Annotated in this window: 16 protein-coding genes; 2 read left to right on the forward strand and 14 right to left on the reverse strand. The window is 62.6% G+C overall.

Annotated features, from left to right (window positions below; all coding sequences use genetic code 11):
- Positions 1-28 precede the first annotated feature (28 nt).
- Complete coding sequence (locus J2Z17_RS22180; protein ID WP_209948389.1) at positions 29-940, reverse strand: dihydrodipicolinate synthase family protein; 912 nt, start codon at positions 938-940, stop codon at positions 29-31.
- Between the two features lie 82 nt (positions 941-1,022).
- Positions 1,023-1,745: a GntR family transcriptional regulator gene (locus J2Z17_RS22185; protein WP_209948391.1), complete on the reverse strand. Its 723-nt coding sequence runs from the start codon at positions 1,743-1,745 to the stop codon at positions 1,023-1,025.
- A 129-nt stretch (positions 1,746-1,874) separates the two neighbouring features.
- Between J2Z17_RS22185 and J2Z17_RS22190 the strand changes: the two genes are divergently transcribed.
- Positions 1,875-3,143: a glycerate kinase type-2 family protein gene (locus J2Z17_RS22190; protein ID WP_209948393.1), complete on the forward strand. Its 1,269-nt coding sequence runs from the start codon at positions 1,875-1,877 to the stop codon at positions 3,141-3,143.
- 57 nt (positions 3,144-3,200) lie between these two features.
- On the opposite strand, the gene J2Z17_RS22195 is transcribed toward J2Z17_RS22190, so the two are convergent.
- The 11 genes from J2Z17_RS22195 to chvE form a co-directional block, all read right to left on the reverse strand.
- Entirely contained in the window at positions 3,201-5,387 is a 2,187-nt protein-coding gene (locus J2Z17_RS22195; protein ID WP_209948395.1) for a TonB-dependent siderophore receptor, read from the reverse strand.
- A 174-nt stretch (positions 5,388-5,561) separates the two neighbouring features.
- Complete coding sequence (locus tag J2Z17_RS22200; RefSeq protein WP_209948397.1) at positions 5,562-6,452, reverse strand: helix-turn-helix domain-containing protein; 891 nt, start codon at positions 6,450-6,452, stop codon at positions 5,562-5,564.
- Between the two features lie 17 nt (positions 6,453-6,469).
- Positions 6,470-7,105 carry a siderophore-iron reductase FhuF gene (fhuF, locus tag J2Z17_RS25470; RefSeq protein WP_209948399.1) on the reverse strand — a complete coding sequence of 212 codons (636 nt, stop codon included), beginning with the start codon at positions 7,103-7,105 and terminating at the stop codon, positions 6,470-6,472.
- 317 nt (positions 7,106-7,422) lie between these two features.
- Positions 7,423-8,058 (reverse strand): 2-dehydro-3-deoxy-6-phosphogalactonate aldolase, encoded by a 636-nt coding sequence (locus J2Z17_RS22210; RefSeq protein ID WP_209948401.1) that lies wholly within the window; start codon positions 8,056-8,058, stop codon positions 7,423-7,425.
- Position 8,059: 1 nt separating this feature from the next.
- Positions 8,060-8,980 carry a 2-dehydro-3-deoxygalactonokinase gene (locus J2Z17_RS22215; protein WP_342454450.1) on the reverse strand — a complete coding sequence of 307 codons (921 nt, stop codon included), beginning with the start codon at positions 8,978-8,980 and terminating at the stop codon, positions 8,060-8,062.
- 7 nt (positions 8,981-8,987) lie between these two features.
- Entirely contained in the window at positions 8,988-9,917 is a 930-nt protein-coding gene (locus tag J2Z17_RS22220; protein ID WP_209948405.1) for a Gfo/Idh/MocA family protein, read from the reverse strand.
- A 10-nt stretch (positions 9,918-9,927) separates the two neighbouring features.
- Positions 9,928-11,673, reverse strand: a complete 1,746-nt coding sequence (gene araD, locus J2Z17_RS22225) for an L-arabinonate dehydratase (protein ID WP_209948426.1) — start codon at positions 11,671-11,673, stop codon at positions 9,928-9,930.
- Positions 11,674-11,718: 45 nt separating this feature from the next.
- Positions 11,719-12,684, reverse strand: coding sequence for an AraD1 family protein (araD1, locus tag J2Z17_RS22230; protein WP_209948428.1), 966 nt, complete (start codon positions 12,682-12,684; stop codon positions 11,719-11,721).
- Positions 12,685-12,699: 15 nt separating this feature from the next.
- Positions 12,700-13,905 carry a multiple monosaccharide ABC transporter permease gene (gene mmsB, locus J2Z17_RS22235; protein ID WP_209948430.1) on the reverse strand — a complete coding sequence of 402 codons (1,206 nt, stop codon included), beginning with the start codon at positions 13,903-13,905 and terminating at the stop codon, positions 12,700-12,702.
- A complete protein-coding gene (mmsA, locus tag J2Z17_RS22240; RefSeq protein WP_209948432.1) occupies positions 13,905-15,440 on the reverse strand; it encodes a multiple monosaccharide ABC transporter ATP-binding protein in 1,536 nt (511 codons plus the stop codon). The genes mmsB and mmsA overlap by 1 nt, the downstream gene beginning before the upstream one ends.
- Positions 15,441-15,559: 119 nt before the next feature.
- Entirely contained in the window at positions 15,560-16,630 is a 1,071-nt protein-coding gene (chvE, locus tag J2Z17_RS22245) for a multiple monosaccharide ABC transporter substrate-binding protein (protein WP_209948434.1), read from the reverse strand.
- A gap of 172 nt (positions 16,631-16,802) precedes the next feature.
- Between chvE and J2Z17_RS22250 the strand changes: the two genes are divergently transcribed.
- Positions 16,803-17,768 carry a LysR family transcriptional regulator gene (locus tag J2Z17_RS22250; RefSeq protein WP_209948437.1) on the forward strand — a complete coding sequence of 322 codons (966 nt, stop codon included), beginning with the start codon at positions 16,803-16,805 and terminating at the stop codon, positions 17,766-17,768.
- Here J2Z17_RS22250 and J2Z17_RS22255 read toward each other — a convergent pair.
- Positions 17,761-19,278, reverse strand: coding sequence for a UxaA family hydrolase (locus tag J2Z17_RS22255; RefSeq protein ID WP_209948439.1), 1,518 nt, complete (start codon positions 19,276-19,278; stop codon positions 17,761-17,763). The genes J2Z17_RS22250 and J2Z17_RS22255 overlap by 8 nt on opposite strands.
- Positions 19,279-19,314: the final 36 nt, after the last annotated feature.

Genomic DNA, 19,314 nt, shown 5'->3' on the forward strand with positions numbered 1-19,314 from the left:
TTCGATCACCCCGCGACTGTCTTCAAAATCAGGCGGCCCTTGCCGCCTTTGACGGGCGGGTCGCCGCTGCCGTTTCGACCATGGCGGTAATTTCGGCGCGGCGTTCGCCGGTGAGCACCATGCGCGGCATGCGGACGCGCTCGGAGCCGCGGCCCATGATCTCTTCGGCCAGCTTGATGGTCTGAACCAGATCATGCTCGGCATCCAGGTGCAGCAGCGGCATGAACCAGCGATAGATCCGGCGCGCCTCTTCCCAGTCGCCCCTGTCGACGGCGGCCACCAGCGCGACCGATTCCTCCGGGAAGGCGCTGGTAAGGCCGGATACCCAGCCCTTGGCACCGAGCATCATGCCTTCGAGTGCCACATCGTCGAGGCCGGCAAAAATGTCGAAGCGGTCGCCGAAGACGTTCAGAAGATCGGTAAAGCGGCGCGTGTCCGGCGCGCTCTCCTTGACCGCCTGGATATTGGCGACACCCTCCAGCTGCTTCAGCACCTCTATGCCGATGTTCACCCGGTAGGCCGGCGGATTGTTGTAAAGCATGATCGGCAGGCTGGTGGCCTCGGCGACGGCCTTGAAATGGGCAACCAGTTCTTCGGGCTTGGGCACATAGACCATGGCCGGCAGCACCATCAGGCCGTCGGCACCGAGCTTTTCGGCGTCGCGCGCATAGGCGACGGCGCGGCGGGTGTCGAATTCGGATACGCCGGTGATCACCGGAACCCGGCCGTTCACCACCTCGACGGCGCCCTTCAGAATCGCGCGCTTTTCTTCCGGGTCGAGCGAATTGTTCTCGCCGCACGTGCCCATGACGATCAGGCCATGGACGCCGTCGTTGACGAGTGCATCCTGCACGCGACGCGTGCCTTCCGCGTCAACCGAGAGATCCGTGTTGAATTGCGTCGTCACTGCAGGAAAGACGCCGTGCCAGCCGGTGGTCATGATGGGGCTCCTTGAATGGGTTTGCCGCATTGTATGCAGTTTGTCGACAAAGGTAAAGGGTTACGGCACAGCCCGCTCGGACTCAGAGCCGAAGGCTCCGCGCCCGCGCCACATCGCGTGCGACATAGTCCTGAATCTGGCGAACGATCTGCTCTGCGTGACGGGCCGCAATCGCGTCGGCGGTCTCTGCATCTCCCGACGCGATCGCTGCGATCAGCTCCTCATGCTCGCGCACATAGGGCTGCGGCAGCGCGTCGTCGAAGGTCGCATAATAAAGACGCAAAAGCCGTCTGCCTTCGTCGAGCAGCCGGGTAAAAAAGCCGGTGTAATAGCCGTTGCCGCCGAGGTCGGCGATGGCCACGTGAAAGTTCCGGTTGGCCTCGATCATGCCCAGGGCATCGCGCGCTGCGACCGCCTGCTCGAAAGCGTCCTGCTCCGCTCTTACCCGTGCCAGCTGTTCGCCATCCTTGCGGCTTGCCGCGGCTCTTGCCGTCACGCGGTACATCAGCGTCAAGGCTTCGAAATAGGTTGGCAAGGCGGCAAAATCGATCGGGGTGACGATCGTCGAGCGGTTCGGCAGGGTGGTGACAAGGCCCTCGGTTGCCAGCCGCAGCAGCGCCTCGCGCACCGGCGTGCGCGACATCTCGAAGCGCGCCGACAGGCCGACTTCGTCGAGGGGGCTGCCGGGTGGCAGGGTCATGGCGAGGATTTCCTGGCGCAGAATGGAATAGACGGTCTGCGTTCCCGCGCCGCGGGTGCGTGGGCCAGGCGGGGCGACACCGGAATCCGGAATTGCGTTTGCCATGAATGTCTCCGGCTTCGATTATCCTTTGTGTTCAGGGTTATCGCATGCATAGATGGCTGTATACCGTCCATCGCAAGTCGGGAGCGAGCCCCTGAAGGTGCAGATTGTTCCCGTGACAGAGCCGGGAGAATGACCATCCTTTCCGATCCGCGCCGCTTTCTGAGCCACTTGTTCGACAAGGCCGTCGAGGCCGCCGACCCCTACCGATCCATGCTGGCGCATATCCCGTCACCTCCCAAAGGCCGCCTGGTGGTAATCGGCGCGGGCAAGGCGGCAAGCCAGATGGCGGCCGCCTTTGAACGTGCTTATGAGGGGCCGCTTCAGGGTGTCGTCGTTGCCCGACACGGCCCGGTGGAGGCATGCCGGAGCATTCGGGTGATGACGGCGGCCCATCCTGTGCCGGACGAGGCGGGGCTTGCCGGCGCCAATGCTGTGCTTGAAGCGGTGTCGGGTCTCACGGAAGACGATCTTGTCGTCGCGCTGATTTCGGGTGGCGGATCAGCCCTTCTGCCGGCGCCGCCTTCCGGCTTTGCGCTGGAAGACGAGATCGCGGTCAACCAGGCGCTGTTGCGCAGCGGCGTGCCGATCTCTGCGATGAATGTGGTGCGCAAGCATTTTTCCCGTATCAAGGGTGGACGACTGGCCGAGGCCTGTGCGCCCGCGCGCGTCATCAGCCTGATTGTCTCGGACGTGCCGGGCGATGATCCCGCCATGGTGGCCTCCGGGCCGACCGTGCCGGAAGGATCGGACCGGGACGCCGCCCTGCGGATCATTCGGGACTACCGTATCGCGCTCGATCCGCGCATCGTCGAGGCGATATCGCAGGCAAAGGCGCCGAAGCCTGCGGACCCGGCCTTTGCGCACAATATCCATCATGTGGTCGCGTCAGCCGGCGTATCGCTCGACGCTGCGGCGGCGGCGGCGAGGGCTGCGGGCATCGAGGCTGTGATCCTCTCCGATGCGATCGAGGGCGAGGCCCGCGACATCGGGCTGATGCATGCCGCGATCGCCCGGGAGGTGGCGGCACGAAACCGGCTCTTTTCCAGACCGGTGGTCATCCTGTCCGGCGGCGAGACGACCGTATCGATCGGCGGCGGTCCCGCCGGCAAAGGCGGACGCAACAGCGAGTTCCTGCTGTCTTTCGCTCTTGCCATAGAGGGTATCCAGGGCATCCATGCGCTGGCAGCGGATACCGACGGGATCGACGGTTCCGAAGACAATGCCGGAGCCTTCTGCGATGGCGAGACCTGCCGTCTGATCCGCCAAAGTGGCGGCGATGCGCGGGCATATCTTGCCGCGCACAATGCCTGGAGTGCGTTTGACCTAGCCGGCGCGCTGTTCGTACCGGGACCGACAGGCACAAATGTCAATGATTTCAGGGCGATCCTGATAATCTAGAAAAAACCCCCGTCCGTCGGGACGAGGGGCTTGGCATGCTTGTTGGCGATAGAAAGCCTACCAGGTCTTGGTCAACTTGAACGTGATGGTGCGACCTTCGCCGTAGCCGCAGACCAGAGTGCCCTGGCAGCCGGCTACATATTCCTTGTCGAACAGGTTGTTGACATTGAGCGAGGCGGACCAATCGTCCTTCTTGTAGCGGATGGCGGCATCCGCCAGCACGACGTCCGGAACCTTCTTCGTATTGGCCATGTCAGCCCAGGATTCACCCTGATAGCGCACCCCGCCACCGATACTGAGACCTTCGAATGCGCCGGTCGGGACTGTGTAATCGAGCCACAGCGAGGCCTGGATATCGGGGACCAAATAGGGCTGGTTGCCGATCAACGACGTATCCTGATGCTCCTTGATCTCCAGCTTTGTGTAGCTGAAGCTTGCCGTCGCCTTCCAATCTTCTGCAATCTCGGCCTTTGCTTCGACTTCGAAGCCGGTCGAGGTGACCTCGCCGATCTGGGAAGTGACGCTCTGGCCGACCGAATTAGGGCCTGTCACGGACCAGTTCTGCTTGTCGATATGGAAGACCGACGCGGTAAACAGCGCAGGCAAGGCGACAGGTTCGTATTTGAACCCGCCCTCAACTTGATAGCCTTCTTCCGGCTTCAGAGCGGACGAGCCGCTGGTGATGCCGATAACCGGGTTGAAGAACGTGCCCGCGCTGACATAGGGCGTGAAGCCGTTGGCGAATTCGTAGGCAAGACCGGCACGACCACTGAGCGCGCCATCGGTCGAATCATATCCGGTCGCGCCGACGCGATCGTCGAGTTCGGTTTTGACGAAGTCATAACGTCCGTTCAGGGTTGCCAGCCAGCCGCCACCGAAGTGGATCTGATCCTGCGCATAGAGGCCGATCTGTTGCAACTTCAATGTCTGGTCGAGTTGCACCGCATTGGTAGGCTGCGGTGCGCCATAGACGGGGTCGGTCGGGCTGATGGGGGTTGCCGAGTCCGGCCATGCCGGCCACTTTTGCAGGGTGTCGAGCGTATAGTTCCTGTAGTCGATCCCGAACAGGACATCATGCACCAGCGCGCCGGTATCGAATTTTCCGGTCAGTTGGTTGTCGAGAGAAAAGCTGTCTACCGTCGTCAGGCCTTCAAAGCCGATGCGCTGCAGCAGGGGTGTGGTGCCTGGTTCTTCAAGGTAGCCGACATCTATGTCCGGATCGTAATAGCCATAAGGATAGGGCGAATTCTCGTGGCGGTTGACGTGTCCGTAGCGGAAATTCTGCGAGACCTTCCAGCCGTCGTCGAATTCATGCTCGAACTCGTAGCCTACCATCGTCTGGCGGATATAGCTGAAGTCGCTGTCGGGTTCGCCGAAATCGGCGTTCGGATCGATATAGCCGAAGGATGCAGGCACAACGGTTCCGACATAGGGCAGGAAGCCGTTCGAGCCGACCTGCTGGTCGAGATAGGAATAGTAACCATAGAGGGTCAGCTTGGTCGCCTCGTCGGGTGACCAGGTGACTTGCGGCGCGACAACGCCCCTGAATTCGTCACCATTATCGGTATCGCCGCCCTCGATCTTGCCGATCAGCCGGGCGCTGACACTGTCGTCCGCGAGCACCTTGTTGACGTCGAAGTTGAAGAATGCGGTCCCGTAGTTGTTGATGCCGGCTTCGGTGTAGATGCGGTCTTCATCGAGCGGTCGCTTGCTGATTTCGTTGACGATGCCGCCCGGATTGGCGCCGCCATACAGCACGGAGGCCGGTCCCTTGAGCACGTCCACGCGGTCGAGGAAGAAGGGGTCGACCTGGAACCCGCCGAAACCGTAGCTCCAGAGGTTCAGGCCGTCGAGGAAGACGCCGGTCTGGGTGGCGTCAAAACCGCGGATATAGATCCAGTCCGTATCGCCGTCGCGGCCGAAGGGTTGCGCCATGACACCGGGCGTATAGCGCAAGGCCTCGTCCACCTTGTCGGTGACGCCGCGGTCATCGAGCTCTTCGCGGCCGATCACGTTTACCGTCTGGGGAATTTCCTTGACCGGTGTGCCGGTCTTCGAACCGGTGGAGGACTTGCCGGCGACATAGCCTTTGACCGGGCCGGTCGCACTCTCCTGGTCGGCATTGACCTGGATGGTTCCAAGCTCGGTCGAATTGTCCTGCGCGAGCGCCGGCGTCAGGCCCGTCATCGTTGCGGCCGCGCTCGCCATCAGGGCGAGCCTCAGTGTTTTGCGCTTGTTACGCATGCGCCTTATTTCCCCATATGTGGCGGGTGGATGATGTCCCGCACCCTTGCAATAATATGAGTTAATAAGTCAAGTTAATCGGCGATGCTTGAAGCCATAGGACAGAATTGAACGACTTTGGGCAAAACTTGGACATGTTTGCCCGTACCGCCCTCTGCCATTGCCGGTATCTCTTCAGCGGCGATGCAGGCGCCGCCAGGCGCTCGGCGTCATGCCAACATGGCGGCGGAAGCTCCGTGAAAAATGGGCGGCATCGGCATAGCCTGCCTCGGCGGCAAGCGTGGTCAGCGGAACGTCCGAACCGGTCAGTCGCACTTTGACCCGTTCCACCCTGGCATTCATCTGCCATTGCTGCGGCGGTATCCCCGTTGCGGCCTTGAAGGCGTGGCTGAAATGCGTCTCCGAAAGGCCGGTCAGCGCGGAAAGTTCCTCCAGCCGCACGGCGCGCAGGCAATTGGCCTCGATGAATTCGACCGCGCGGCGCAATTGCCAGCCGGCCAGCGGGCTGCGGCGCCTGGCAGGAACAGAGCGGACCCCAAGCACGGCCAGGATCAGGGACTGCACGAGCCCCTCACCGTAGAGATTGTGCAGCGGGTCCGGCGCCGCGCATTCGGCCGCGATCAGCCGCGCCAGGTTCGTCAGCCGCTCCTCGGCGAGCAGGAAGCGTGGCTCGCTGAAGCTTATGGCGTCGACCTGTCCACCGAGGCGCCGCGCCAGCACGCCGGCATCAAAGTGAATGTCGAGATGGCGAAGACGGTGGATATCACGCAGTTCGCTCGTCATCTCCATGCCGGCCGGAATGAAGGAGACCGCCGGTCGGTGGCAGTCGTGCAGCACCTGTGTCGACCCGCGGCACCACATGCGAAAACCGCCGCCTGGCCCGCCTGTCTCGGCTTCAAGCGCGATGAACAGGCGCGGATGCATGCCCTTGTAGACGCCGCCGGCAAGCGGCGCGCAGTCGACATGCCAGAGGTCGGCGACCATGCCGTTCCAGTAGCGCCGATGAAAGCACTCGGTGACGGAAAATCCGTCGATGCGATTGGTCATCTGGGGCTGGAAGGTCAAGACAGGTCGTTCCGGCCTCAGGGGCGGCCGGCGGGCAGGGGGCAGGACGTGCCGCATCCGGGAATGCCCGGCAGCATATAGCGCAGGCAGCAGACCCGGCGGCGCGTGCAGAACCCGCCATGGCCGTCGTCTTCGCGACGGTTGAGCCCGGCCATCGGATTTTTCATGCCGCTCGGCCAGACGGCGCATTGCAGGAATTCGCCACCTTCCTCGGCCAGCCGCGGATCGGTCAGACGGCCGACCTCATGGACGATCCATGTCAGGTAGCTGGCAAGATTGGACCATAGCAGCCGGGCTCCAAGGCCATGATCCGCGACGATCCGTTCAATCAGCGGGGCGGCGTGATCTTCGATCAGCGAGGAAAGCGCGCGGTCGATCGCAATGTCCGGCGTGACCTTTCCGATATGCGGTAAAACGAAGCCCTGCGGCAGGCCGGTGGCAGGTGCCAAGCTGACCTGGATATCGGCCAGCGCAGAGGGCAGCGTGCGGCGCAGTTCCAGCCAGTGCAGCATACTCGGAATGCCAAGTGCGCTGAAATAATACATGGACCACATGGAGACGGCGGCGCGCGGATCGACACCTGGGAATGCACGCAGATAGCGGTCGAGGACAGTCGCCAGATCCGGACCATCGAGCAGCGCTCTCCCGGCCACCACATCGGCCTCCGCCAAAGGTGCCAAAGTCAGTTTGCCAAGGGCGTACGGATATTTGATCCCGGTCGCGGATTTCAACAGATCGTCCGGTGAAGACGAAAGCTCACCCTGAACCGGGGCAACCGGCGCGTGGCCGGTCGAGGTTGCAAGGGTAGATCTGCCCGGAGAGGATCTGAGAGCCGCTTGTTGCATGACCGCATTTCACTGCGCTGCAGCGGTTCGTCGGAGAGGCGAAGGGGTGCAGCAAGTCCATTACTGCGGCACACCCTATAAACTTTCAGCAAAGAGTCAAGTTTAAGCTGAGCCGCGGGTCCTGCTCAACGGGCCGCGACGGCTGCATCATAAGCGGCGACAGCGGTCTTGGCTTTTGCGGCCACGACCTCTGCCGTATCCCCCGGCTTGTAAAGACTCGACCCGAGGCCGAAGCAGCGCACGCCGACCTTCATGTAGTCGGCGAAATCGGCGTCGGATACGCCGCCGACGGCGCCGAGCGGAATCTCCGGCGGCATGACGGCCCGGATCGCACCGATGCCGGCAGCTCCCAGGACGTTTGCCGGGAAAAACTTGAGCGCCGATGCGCCGGCATCGATGGCTGCAAAAGCCTCGCTGGCGGTGAAGGCGCCGGGCATGGTGACCATGCCGCGTTCGGCGGCTGCGCGGATGACCGCGGGGTTGGTGTTCGGGGTGACAACCAGATCGCCGCCGCAGTCATGCAGTCTATCGACATTTTCGACCGTCAATACGGTGCCGGCGCCGATCAGCCTGTCGGCCGGCGCGAGCGCACGCGCCTTGGCGATCGAGGTGAAGGGATCGGGAGAATTCAGCGGAATTTCAATTGCCTCGAAACCGGCGGCCAGCAGGTTCTCGACGATACCCTCGACTTCCTCGGGCTTGATGCCGCGCAGGATGGCGACCAGATTGCGCTGAAGCTTCGGCCAGACGATGCGGGACATATCAGTTCTTCCTTCCGTATTTCAGACGGGCAGCGGCAAACAGGCCCTTGCGCACGAGGCTTGCGCCATCCAGGGCCTCGCAGGCAAGCCCCGCATGCGACAGCCCGGCCCGGTAGAGGGCCGTCAGCCTGTCCGAGCCGACGATATAGATGGTGGCGTTATTGTCGATCTGGGATGCCATGGCGGCGATTTCCGCGCCGATCAGCATGCCCGACAGGCGCGCCGCGGCAGATGTCGGCGTCAGACCGGCAAGCAGGGCTGCGGCGCGAAACGAGAAAAGCTCGGCCGACAGTGCGAAGCCGGGCCGAAGACCCTGGCGCACACCCTCTGCAAACTCCGGCATGCCGGGCTCGGTGGTCGCATCGGCATCTATGGTCAGACGCAGGATCGACTGGCGCGACAGCAGGCTGAACAATTCGCCGGTCATCACGGTGGCAAAGCGGCTCAATCTGCCGTCTTCCACTATTGCCCATTTGGAATGGGTGCCGGGCAGGCAGAAGACTGCCGAGACGAGGCCGTCGGCAACCGCGCCTGCAAGCTGGGTTTCCTCGCCGCGCATCACATCATGGGGCAAAGGCGTGGTCTGGCAGACGCCGGGCAGGATCGCCACGGGGCGTGCGGTCTGCGGCACGTCGAAGGCGCTGTCTGCAAGCGTCGTCAGATCTGCGGGGGCGACCGCATACGGCACCTCGACCCAGCCCGTGCGGGCACCGACCATGCCGGCCATCATCACGGGGAGATCTGCCGGCGCACCGAGCGCCGCCAGATGGGTTTCGAGCACGCCGGCAAACTGGTCCGTTGACAGATTGCCCATGCCCTCGGCGGATTGCCGCTCGGCCAGCACGGCACCGTCCGCATCGACCAGCCAGAGCCGGAGATTGGTGGTGCCCCAGTCGACGAGGGCATAGCAGGGCTGGGTCACAGGCATCTCACTCGTGGAAGGCGTCGGTCTTGATCGTCTCGCCGCAGAGGAAGGCATCGGCAACGACCCTGAGCGGCTGGAAGTCGGCATCCGACTGACCGGCGTGGACCAGTTCGGCAAAGCGGGCGTAGATGCCGGCATATTCCCGGTCGGTGTCGGTCTGCTGCGGCTGGCCGTCGATATACATCTCACTGCCACCCTTGCTGAGGGTCAGCGTGCCGCCATCGGTCTTGACCGTGATGTCCCAGGTTTGGGGACCTTCCTGGCGCCAGTCGAAGTCGGCAGTCATCGGCAGACCCGAAGGTGTGCGCATGGCAAGCGACGCGGCAATCGGTTGACGGCGGTTTTCCGGGATCTCGAGCTTGGCGCTGCGCACGATGACGGGCTCGGACAGCAGGGCCGTGAGGATCGACAGCGCATTGATGCCCGGATCGAAAACGCCGAAGCCGCCTGCTTCCCAGATCCAGTCCTGACCGGGATGCCAGCGGCGCACATCTTCCTTCCAGATGATCTCAATGGACTGCAGGGCCTTGCCCGCAAGCCAGGTCGTGGCCGGTGCGACGCAGACGGCAAACCGTGAATGCCATGTGGCAAAAAGGGTGACGCCGCGGGTCCTGGCAAGCGCGGACAGAGCCTCTGCCTCGCCGATCGTGGCCGCCGGGGGCTTCTCCAGCAGAACGTGCCGGCCCGCCTCGATCGCCTTGACGGCCATGTCGAAGCGGACTTCCGGCGGCGTGCACAGCGAGACCGCCTTGACGTCCGGGCGAGCCTTCAGGAACTCGTCGAAATCGGTGAAGTTCTCGACATCGTCGACCCGGCCGTGACGCGACACGGCGGCTTCCAGCCTGAAGGCGTCATTGCCGGCAATCGAGGGGATATGCTGATCACGGGCGATCTTGCCGACGCCGACGAGAGCAAGGGAGATTGGGTCGGTCATATGCCCTGCCTCAGTGCGAATCCTTGCCGACGGCCGAGCCGCGGCAACCCTTCAGGAAGTCGAAATCGGCGCCGGTGTCGGCCCCTTCGACGTGATCGTGGTAGAGCCTGGCATAGCCGCTGACCGGCGGTTCTACGGGCGGGCGCCAGTTCGCCAGGCGCCGCTGCATCTCTTCTTCCGAGATGTCGAGATGCACGCGCCGAGCCTCCACATCGACCTCGATGAAGTCGCCGTTCCTGACGATCGCCAGCGGTCCGCCACGGGCGGCTTCCGGCGAGGTGTGCAGCAGGACAGTGCCATAGGCGGTGCCGGACATGCGGGCATCGGAAATGCGCACCATGTCGGTAATGCCCTTGCGCAGCACCTTGGGCGGCAGGCCCATATTGCCGACTTCGGCCATCCCCGGATAGCCGCGGGGGCCGCAATTCTTCAGGACCATGACGCAGGTCTCGTCGATATCGAGCGCCTCGTCGTTGATCTTGGCCTTGTAGTCGTCAATGTCTTCGAAGACGACGGCGCGGCCGCGGTGCTTCATCAGATGTTCGGAGGCCGCCGACGGCTTCAGGACGCAGCCCTTCGGCGCAAGATTGCCGCGTAGAACCGCAATGCCGCCATGCTGGGTCAGTGCGTTGTCGAACGGGCGGATGACGTCCTCGTTCCAGTTGCGGACATCCTTCACCTCGTCGCCGATCGTCTCGCCTGACACCGTCAGGGCGTGAGAATGCAGCTTGCCGGCATCGGCCAGCATCTTGATGACCACCGGCAGGCCGCCGGCGTAGAAGAATTCTTCCATCAGGTATTCGCCCGACGGCATCAGGTTGACGATGGTCGGGATGTCGCGGCCGAGGCGATCCCAGTCTTCGAGTGTCAGATCGATGCCGACGCGGCCGGCCATGGCCATCAGGTGCACGACCGCATTGGTCGAGCCGCCGATAGCGCCATTGATCCGGATGGCGTTCTCGAAGGCGTCCTTGGTCATGATGTCGGAAGGCTTCAGATCATCCTTGACCATCTGCACGATACGGCGGCCGGAAAGCTGTGCCATCACGCGGCGGCGGCTGTCGACGGCCGGGATGGCGGCATTGCCGGACAGCGCCATGCCGAGCGCTTCCACCATGGAGGCCATGGTCGAGGCCGTGCCCATGGTATTGCAGGTGCCGGTGGAGCGGGACATCGAGGCTTCCGCCTCGAGGAATTCCTCCTGCGTCATCTCGCCGGCCTTAACGGCCTCGGAGAATTTCCACAGATGGGTGCCGGAGCCGACGCGCTCGCCGCGGAAATAGCCGTTGAGCATCGGACCACCGGTGACGACAATCGACGGGATGTCGGTCGAGGCAGCACCCATGATCAGCGAGGGCGTGGTCTTGTCGCAACCGACGAGAAGGACGGCACCGTCGATAGGCTGGCCGCGCATGGCCTCCTCGACGGCAAGCGCTGCAAGGTTGCGGTACATCATTGCCGTCGGGCGGAAGGTGTTTTCCGATGCGGAGAACACCGGAACCTCGACCGGAAAGCCGCCGGCTTCCCAGATGCCGGCCTTCACCTTTTCGGCGAGTTCCCGCAGATGGCCATTGCAGGGTGTCAGGTCGGACCAGGTGTTCATGATGCCGATGACCGGCCGGCCATCGAACAGGTCATGCGGATAGCCCTGGTTCTTCAACCAGCCGCGGTGGTAGATGGTGTCGCGGCTATTGCCGCCATACCAATGCTGGGATCTCAACTTGCGGGGCCATTCAGCCGGCGTGAACTTGGTCATGGCGTTTCTCGGTCAATTTCGTAGGGCGCGCCCGTTCGGGCGGCCTCAGAGCATTTTTACGGCGACGGCCTGTTCTGCTTCACGCGACAGGCGGTTGCGCAAGGGGTGGCCGAATTGCGGGGCGTCGACTTCGAAGACGTCGCCCTCCACGGTCTTGAAGCCATCGGCAAAGGATAGCGTCGCGGTGCCATACATGTGGACATGTAGGTCGCCCGGCTGGCAGAACAGACCATACTTGAAATGATGGTATTCAAGATTGGCAATCGTGTGAGACATATTGTCCTCACCCGACAGGAACGGCTTTTCCCAGACGACCTTGCCGTCCCGCAGGATGCGCGATGCGCCTTCCACATGGGCGGGCAGGGCGCCAACGAGCAGCTCTGCGCCGAAGGCAGCCGGACGCAGCTTGGAATGCGCCAGATAGAGATAGTTGATCTTCTCCGTCACATGGTCGGAAAATTCGTTGGCGACGGTGAAGCCGATGCGGAAGGGCGTGCCGTCCTCGCCGATCAGGTAGAAGCCGGCGAGTTCCGGCTCTTCGCCGCCATCGAGTGCAAAGGACGGAGAGACGAGATCGTCACCATGGGCGACCGCATTGACGCCGTTTCCCTTGTAGAACCACTCGGGCTGAACACCCTTGGCGCCGTCCGCCGGCTTGCCGCCTTCGATGCCCATGCGGAACATCTTCATCGAGTCGCTCATGCCGGCCGTTTCGGTGTGCATGCTGTCGCGCGCCGAGGCGGATCCGGTATGGGTGAGGCCCGTACCGGTCAGGTACATGTGGGCGGCATCGGGGTGGCGCACCGGGCAGTCGAGCTTGCCGTCCGCGGCAAGCGCTGCGACATCGACGCTTTCGCCGGTACCGGCCTTGGCAATCATGTCGGCGAGCGACAGGCCGCTGGCAATGGCAGCCTTGGCAAGCGCGTAGGTGCTGTCAAAGCCGGTCACCAGATGCGCGCGGTCGTCCTGGCGGCAGATGACGCCGCCTGACTTCAATTGGGAAACAAACATGGATCGACCCTCCCTTTAGACGGCCTTGTTCTTGTTATAGACGTCGAAATAGACGGCGGCGAGGAGTACCAGGCCCTTGATGAGCTGCTGATAATCGATACCGATACCCATGATCGACATGCCGTTGTTCATCACGCCCATGATGAAGGCGCCGATCACCGCGCCGGTGATCTTGCCGACGCCGCCGGAGGCCGAGGCGCCGCCGATGAACACGGCCGCGATGACGTCGAGCTCGAAACCGACGCCGGCCTTCGGCGTTGCCGAGTTCAGGCGGGCGGTGATGATCATCCCGGCGAGAGCCGCCAGCACGCCCATGTTGACGAAGGTGTAGAAGGTCAGGCGTTCGGTATTGATACCCGAGAGCTTGGCCGCCTTCTCGTTGCCGCCAAGCGCGTAAATCCGCCGGCCGAGCGTCGTACGCGTGGTAACGAACGAATAGAGCGCGATCAGCACGCCCATGATCACCAGCACGTTCGGGAAGCCGCGATAGGTCGACAGCTGGAAGCCGAGGAAGATGGCGACGATGCTGGTGATCGCCATCTGCACGACGAAGAAGGCGAAGGGTTCGTTTTCCGAGCCGTGCTGTTCGTTGAGGCGGCGATGCTTCATGCCCTGGTAGATCGCCAGCGCAACGATCAGGACGACGACGATCAGAGAAAACCAGTTCTTGATTGGCCCGATATCGGCAAGCGGCACGAGATCAGGGACGAAGCCGGTCGACAGCAGCTGAAACTCGCGCGGGAAGGGGCCGACCGGCCGGCCGCTGAGCGTCAGATAGGTCAGACCGCGGAAGACCAGCATGCCGGCAAGCGTCACGATGAAGGACGGGATCTTCTGGTAGGCGATCCAGTATCCCTGGGCCGCGCCGACGACGGCGCCGATGACGAGGCAGAGCGGTACGACGAGCGAAAAATGCCAGCCCCATTTGACCATCATCGTCGCCGATATGCCGCCGATAAAGGCGACGATCGAGCCGACCGAAAGGTCGATATGCCCGGCAACGATGATCAGCAGCATGCCGAGCGCCATGATCACGATGAAGGAGTTCTGCAGGATCAGGTTCGTGATGTTGACCGGCTTGAACAGAACGCCGTTGGTCAGGAACTGAAACAGCAGCATGATCACGACGAGGGCCAGAAGCAGGCCGTATTCGCGAACATTCTTGCGCAGGTAATCACCAACAGAGATGGTGGAGGTCTCGTTTCTGGTTTCGATGGCCATTAGTTTTTCTCCCCAGAGCGCATGATGGCACGCATGATGGACTCCTGGCTTGCTTCTTCTTTTGAGAGCTCAGCCACGATGCGTCCTTCGTTCATGACGTAAACACGGTCGCAGGTTCCGAGCAGTTCGGGCATTTCCGAAGAGATCATCAGAATGCCTTTGCCCTCTGCAGCGAGCTGGTTGATGATGGTGTAAATTTCGAACTTGGCGCCGACGTCGATGCCGCGGGTGGGTTCGTCGAGGATCAGCACTTCAGGATTGGTGAACAGCCATTTCGACAGCACCACCTTCTGCTGGTTGCCGCCCGACAGGTTGACCGTTTCCTGATAGATCGAATGCGAGCGGATACGCAGGCGCGTGCGATAGTCGGTCGCGACCCGGGACTCCTTGTGCTCGTCGATCACCCCGCCCTTGGACACGGCGGGAAGGTTGGCAAGCGTGGTGTTGTCCTTGATGTCGTTCTGAAGGATCAAGCCGAGCTGCTTGCGGTCCTCGGTCACATAGGCAAGACCGGCCTCGATCGCGCGCGGGATCGTGCTGACGTCGACCGGCTTGCCGTGCATGGTGACGTCGCCGGTGATCCGGTGGCCCCAGGAGCGGCCGAACAGGCTCATCGCCGTTTCCGTCCGCCCGGCGCCCATCAGGCCGGCAATGCCGACGATCTCGCCGGCCCTCACATTGAAGGAAATGTCCTGCAGGAATTTACGGTCGCGGTGGTTCTGGTGGTAGACGTTCCAGTTCTTCACCTCGAGCAGGACATCGCCGATCTGCGGCGTGCGCGACGGGAAGCGGTCTTCCATGTCGCGACCGACCATGCCCTTGATGATCCGGTCCTCGCCGATCTCCTGGGTGTGACAGTCGAGCGTCTCCACCGTCCCGCCATCGCGCAGAATGGTGATCTTGTCGGCCACCTTGCGGATTTCGTTGAGCTTGTGGGAGATGATGACCGAGGTCATGCCCTGCTTGCGGAACTCCATCAGCAGGGTCAGCAGCGCATCGGAGTCCTTCTCGTTCAGCGATGCGGTGGGCTCGTCGAGGATCAGCAGCCGGACCTTCTTCGACAGCGCCTTGGCGATCTCGACCAGCTGCTGCTTGCCGACGCCGATATCGGTGATGCGGGTCGTCGGCGGATCGGAAAGGCCGACCTGCTTCAGCAGGCCCTGCGTCCTGGCAAAGGTCTGCTGCCAGTGGATGACGCCGCGCTCGGCGATCTCGTTGCCGAGAAAGATGTTCTCGGCGATCGACAGCAGCGGCACCAGCGCCAGTTCCTGGTGAATGATGATGATGCCGAGCTCTTCGCTGTCGGCGATCGTGCTGAAACGGCGGGTCTCGCCGTCATAGATGATTTCGCCGTCGTAGCTGCCGGCGGGATAGACGCCGCTCAGCACTTTCATCAGGGTCGATTTTCCGGCACCATTCTCGCCAACGAGGGCATGAATTTCGCCTTCGCGCACCTGCAGATTGACGTCGTCCAGGGCCTTTACGCCCGGAAACGTCTTGGTGATGCCGCGCATCTCGAGAATAACGTTGTCCATGTGCAGAATTCGGGCACCGGGCGTGGTCGGCCTTTGGAAAAGGCGGCCGGGTGCTAGCTCCTTCAAACTGAGAAGAAAAGGGTCCGCATCAAAGACGCGGACCCAGCATCAAATGGCGATCAGTCGCCGATCTGGTCTGCGGTGTAGTATTCCGACTTGGTCAGAACGTCCTTGACGTTTTCCTTGTTGAGAGCCACCGGCTTCAGCAGGTAGGACGGGACGACCTTGACGCCGTTGTCGTAGGTCTTGGTGTCGTTCACTTCCGGCTCCTTGCCTTCCATGATCGCCTGAACCATGCTGACGGCAACCTTTGCCAGTTCGCGCGTGTCCTTGAACACGGTCGAATACTGTTCGTCGGCGAGGATCGACTTGACCGACGGCAGCTCGGCGTCCTGGCCGGTGACGATCGGCATCTTCAGGTCTTCCGAACCGTAGCCGATGCCGCGAAGCGCCGACAGGATGCCGATGGACAGGCCGTCATAGGGCGAAAGAACGCCGTTGACCTGGGCGTCGGTGTAGTTCGACGACAGCAGGTTTTCCATGCGGGCCTGAGCCACCGTGCCATCCCAACGAAGGGTGCCGACCTGTTCCATGCCCATCTGACCGGACTTGATGACGATGTCGCCGCTGTCGATCAGGGGCTGGAGAACCGACATGGCGCCGTCATAGAAGAAGAAGGCGTTGTTGTCGTCCGGCGAGCCGCCGAAGAGTTCGACGTTCCACGGCTTGGTGTCGGGGAAGCGTTCCTTCAGGCCGTTGACCAGGCTGGTGCCCTGAAGGACGCCGACCTGGAAGTTGTCGAAGGTGGCGTAGTAGTCGACGTTCTTCGATTCACGGATCAGGCGGTCATAGGCGATAACCTTGACGCCCTGATCGGCTGCACGCTGCAGAATGTCGGACAGGGTGGTGCCGTCGATGGCGCCGATGACGAGAACCTTGGCGCCCTTGGTCACCATGTTCTCGATCTGCGACAGCTGGTTCGGAATATCGTCGTCGGCAAACTGCAGGTCCGGCGTGTAGCCGGCGTCCTTGAACAGCTTTTCCATGGTCTCGCCGTCCGAGATCCAGCGTGTCGACGTCTTTGTCGGCATGGAGATGCCGACCATGCCCTTGTCCTGTGCGTGGGCAAAAGGCGTAAAGGATGCAAGGCTGATTGCGACGGACGCAATCAGGGCGCCAAATTTTTTCATGGTAACCTCCCTGGTCAAACCGACCGAAGCCAAGCTCCTCCTGGCTACGGTGAAAAAGAACGGTAAACTGATATACGGCAGTCTCCCAGCTCCGCGAAAACTCTTAGCGACGCGTGTATACCGATCAAATGATTATTTTGACAATCGGCATACCATCATTGATATGTAACGGATGTCCGATTCCCTAATTCACCGCCTTTTGCCCCGCCATCTGGGTCTCATACGCAGCATCGCCGACAAGGGGCAGATCAGTCTGGCGGCCAATGCGCTGGCCATCACGCAACCGGCCGCATCTCGCATGCTGGCGGAGATCGAGCGCATGGTCGGTTCTCCGGTCTTCATCCGGACCCCGAAAGGCATGGAGCCCACGCCCGTCGGCAGCGTGCTCGCCCGCCGGGCCCACACCGTGCTCGAGGAGATCCGCGAGACCGCCCGTGAGGTCGAGGCGATCAAGAAGGGACATACCGGCGTCATCCGGCTCGGGGCCGTGACCGGTGGCGCCGTCGGCTATGTCGTGCCGGCCATGCGGGTCCTCAAGGAAGAAGCCGAAGATGCCGATTTCCATGTGGACGTTGCGCCGAGCGACGCGCTGATTGCCGACCTGCTTTCCGGCCACCACGATTTCGTGCTGGGACGCGTGCCCTGGGGCACGGACGCGCGGCAGTTCGCCCTGACAGGTGCCTTTGCCGAGGATGTCGACCTGCTTGTCCACCGCTCCCATCCGCTGGCGAATGCCGAGCTGTTGCCGATCACCGATCTCGTGCATTTTCCCTGGGTGATGCAGGCGGCAGGGGCACCGGTGCGGCGCGCGGTGGAAGCGGCGTTCATATCGCAATCGGCGCCAATCCCGCCCAATATCGTCAACACCACGTCGCTGCTGGTGATGATCGCCATGCTGGCCTCATCCAATGCCGTGGCGCCGATGTCGCGCGAAGTGTCGGAGCTGCTTTGCCAGGATGCCCGGGTGGCGGGCCTGACGACGCTGAAGATCGCCCTGCCGATCCGGGTGGAGCCCTATCACCTGATCGAGATCAAGGGAAAGCGCCTGTCGCCGCTCTCCAACCGGATGAAACACCTGCTACTCGAGGAATACGAGCGCCGCAGCTTGGGCGCGGCGGGAGAGCTGCCCATTACATGACGGCGCCGATCTGCCAGGGTACGAATTCCGCACCGCCGAAGCCAAGTTCCTCGCTCTTGGTCTGCTCGCCCGAGGCGGTACAGATGATCAGTTCGAAGAGCTCGCGGCCCTTTTCCTCGATGCTGACACCCTCAGTGACGATGTCGCCGCAGTTGAGATCCATGTCGTCGCGCATGCGGGCATACATTTCCGAGTTCGTCGCAAGCTTGATGCAGGGTGTCGGCTTGTAGCCGGACACCGAGCCACGACCGGTGGTGAAGACGATCAGATTGGCGCCCGACGCAACCTGGCCGGTCACCGAACAGGGATCGAAGCCGGGGCTGTCCATGAAGACGAAGCCGTGGCGGTCGATTTTCTCGCCGAACTTGTAAACGCCGCGCAGCGGCGCGGTGCCGCCCTTGGCGACGGCGCCCAGTGATTTCTCCAGAATCGTCGTCAGGCCGCCGCGCTTGTTGCCGGGCGAGGGGTTGTTGTCCATCTCGCCGCCATTGCGGGCGGTATACTCTTCCCACCAATGGATGCGCTCGATCAGCTTTTCGCCGATCTCGACGGTTTCGGCACGGCTGGTCAGCAGATGTTCGGCGCCGTAGATCTCCGAGGTTTCCGACAGGATGGTCGTGCCGCCGTGGCGAACCAGAAGGTCCGAGGCATAGCCGAGCGCCGGATTGGCGGTGATGCCGGAATAGCCGTCGGAGCCGCCGCACTGCATGCCGATGGTGATCTCGGAAACCGGCGCGGGCATGCGCGTCACGCGATTGGCGATCTCGGCGACGCCACGCAGTTCCTCCAGGCCCTTCTCGATGGTCTTGCGCGTGCCGCCCTCGTGCTGGATCGTCATGTAGCGCAACACGCCGTCCTTGCGGATCCGCCGACCACCGACCAGATCGGGTATCTGCATGACCTCGCAGCCGAGGCCGACCAGCAGGATGCCGCCGAAATTCGGGTTCTGGGCGTAGCCTGACAGCGTGCGGAACAAAGTCGCATAGCCCTCGTCCTTGCCGGACATGCCGCAGCCGGTCGAATGCACGATCGGCACGATGCCGTCTACGTTCGGGAAGGCGTCCAGCATGCCCGACTTTTCGGCGGCTTCCGCGATGAAGCGGGCGACCGAGCCGGAACAGTTCACCGAGGTCAGGATGCCGATATAGTTGCGCGTTCCGACCTTTCCGTCGGCACGGTGATAGCCCATGAAGGTGCGCTTCTCCGTGACCTCGGGCAGCGGCGCATTGCGGCTGGCAAACGCATAGTCCTGGGTGTGCTCGCCCATGCCGAGATTCTGTACATGGACATGGGCGCCCGGCGGGATGTCGGTCTTCGCCTGGCCGATGATCTGGCCATAGCGCATGACGTTTTCGCCGCTGGCGATCTGCGTCGTGGTGATCTTGTGGCCGCGCGGGACGGCTTCGCTCAGGACCACGCCGCTGTCGGTCAGCTGATCGCCGGCGTTCAGGTCGCGAAGCGCAATCTCGATATTGTCGGTCGGATGAAGGCGGATGCTGTTCTGGGTCATGGTCTGGATCTCGGTCGGCGCCGTTGCCGGCGCGGT

It is taken from the genome of Heterorhizobium halophytocola (assembly GCF_017873095.1).
GTDB classification, from domain to species: Bacteria; Pseudomonadota; Alphaproteobacteria; order Rhizobiales; family Rhizobiaceae; genus Allorhizobium; species Allorhizobium halophytocola.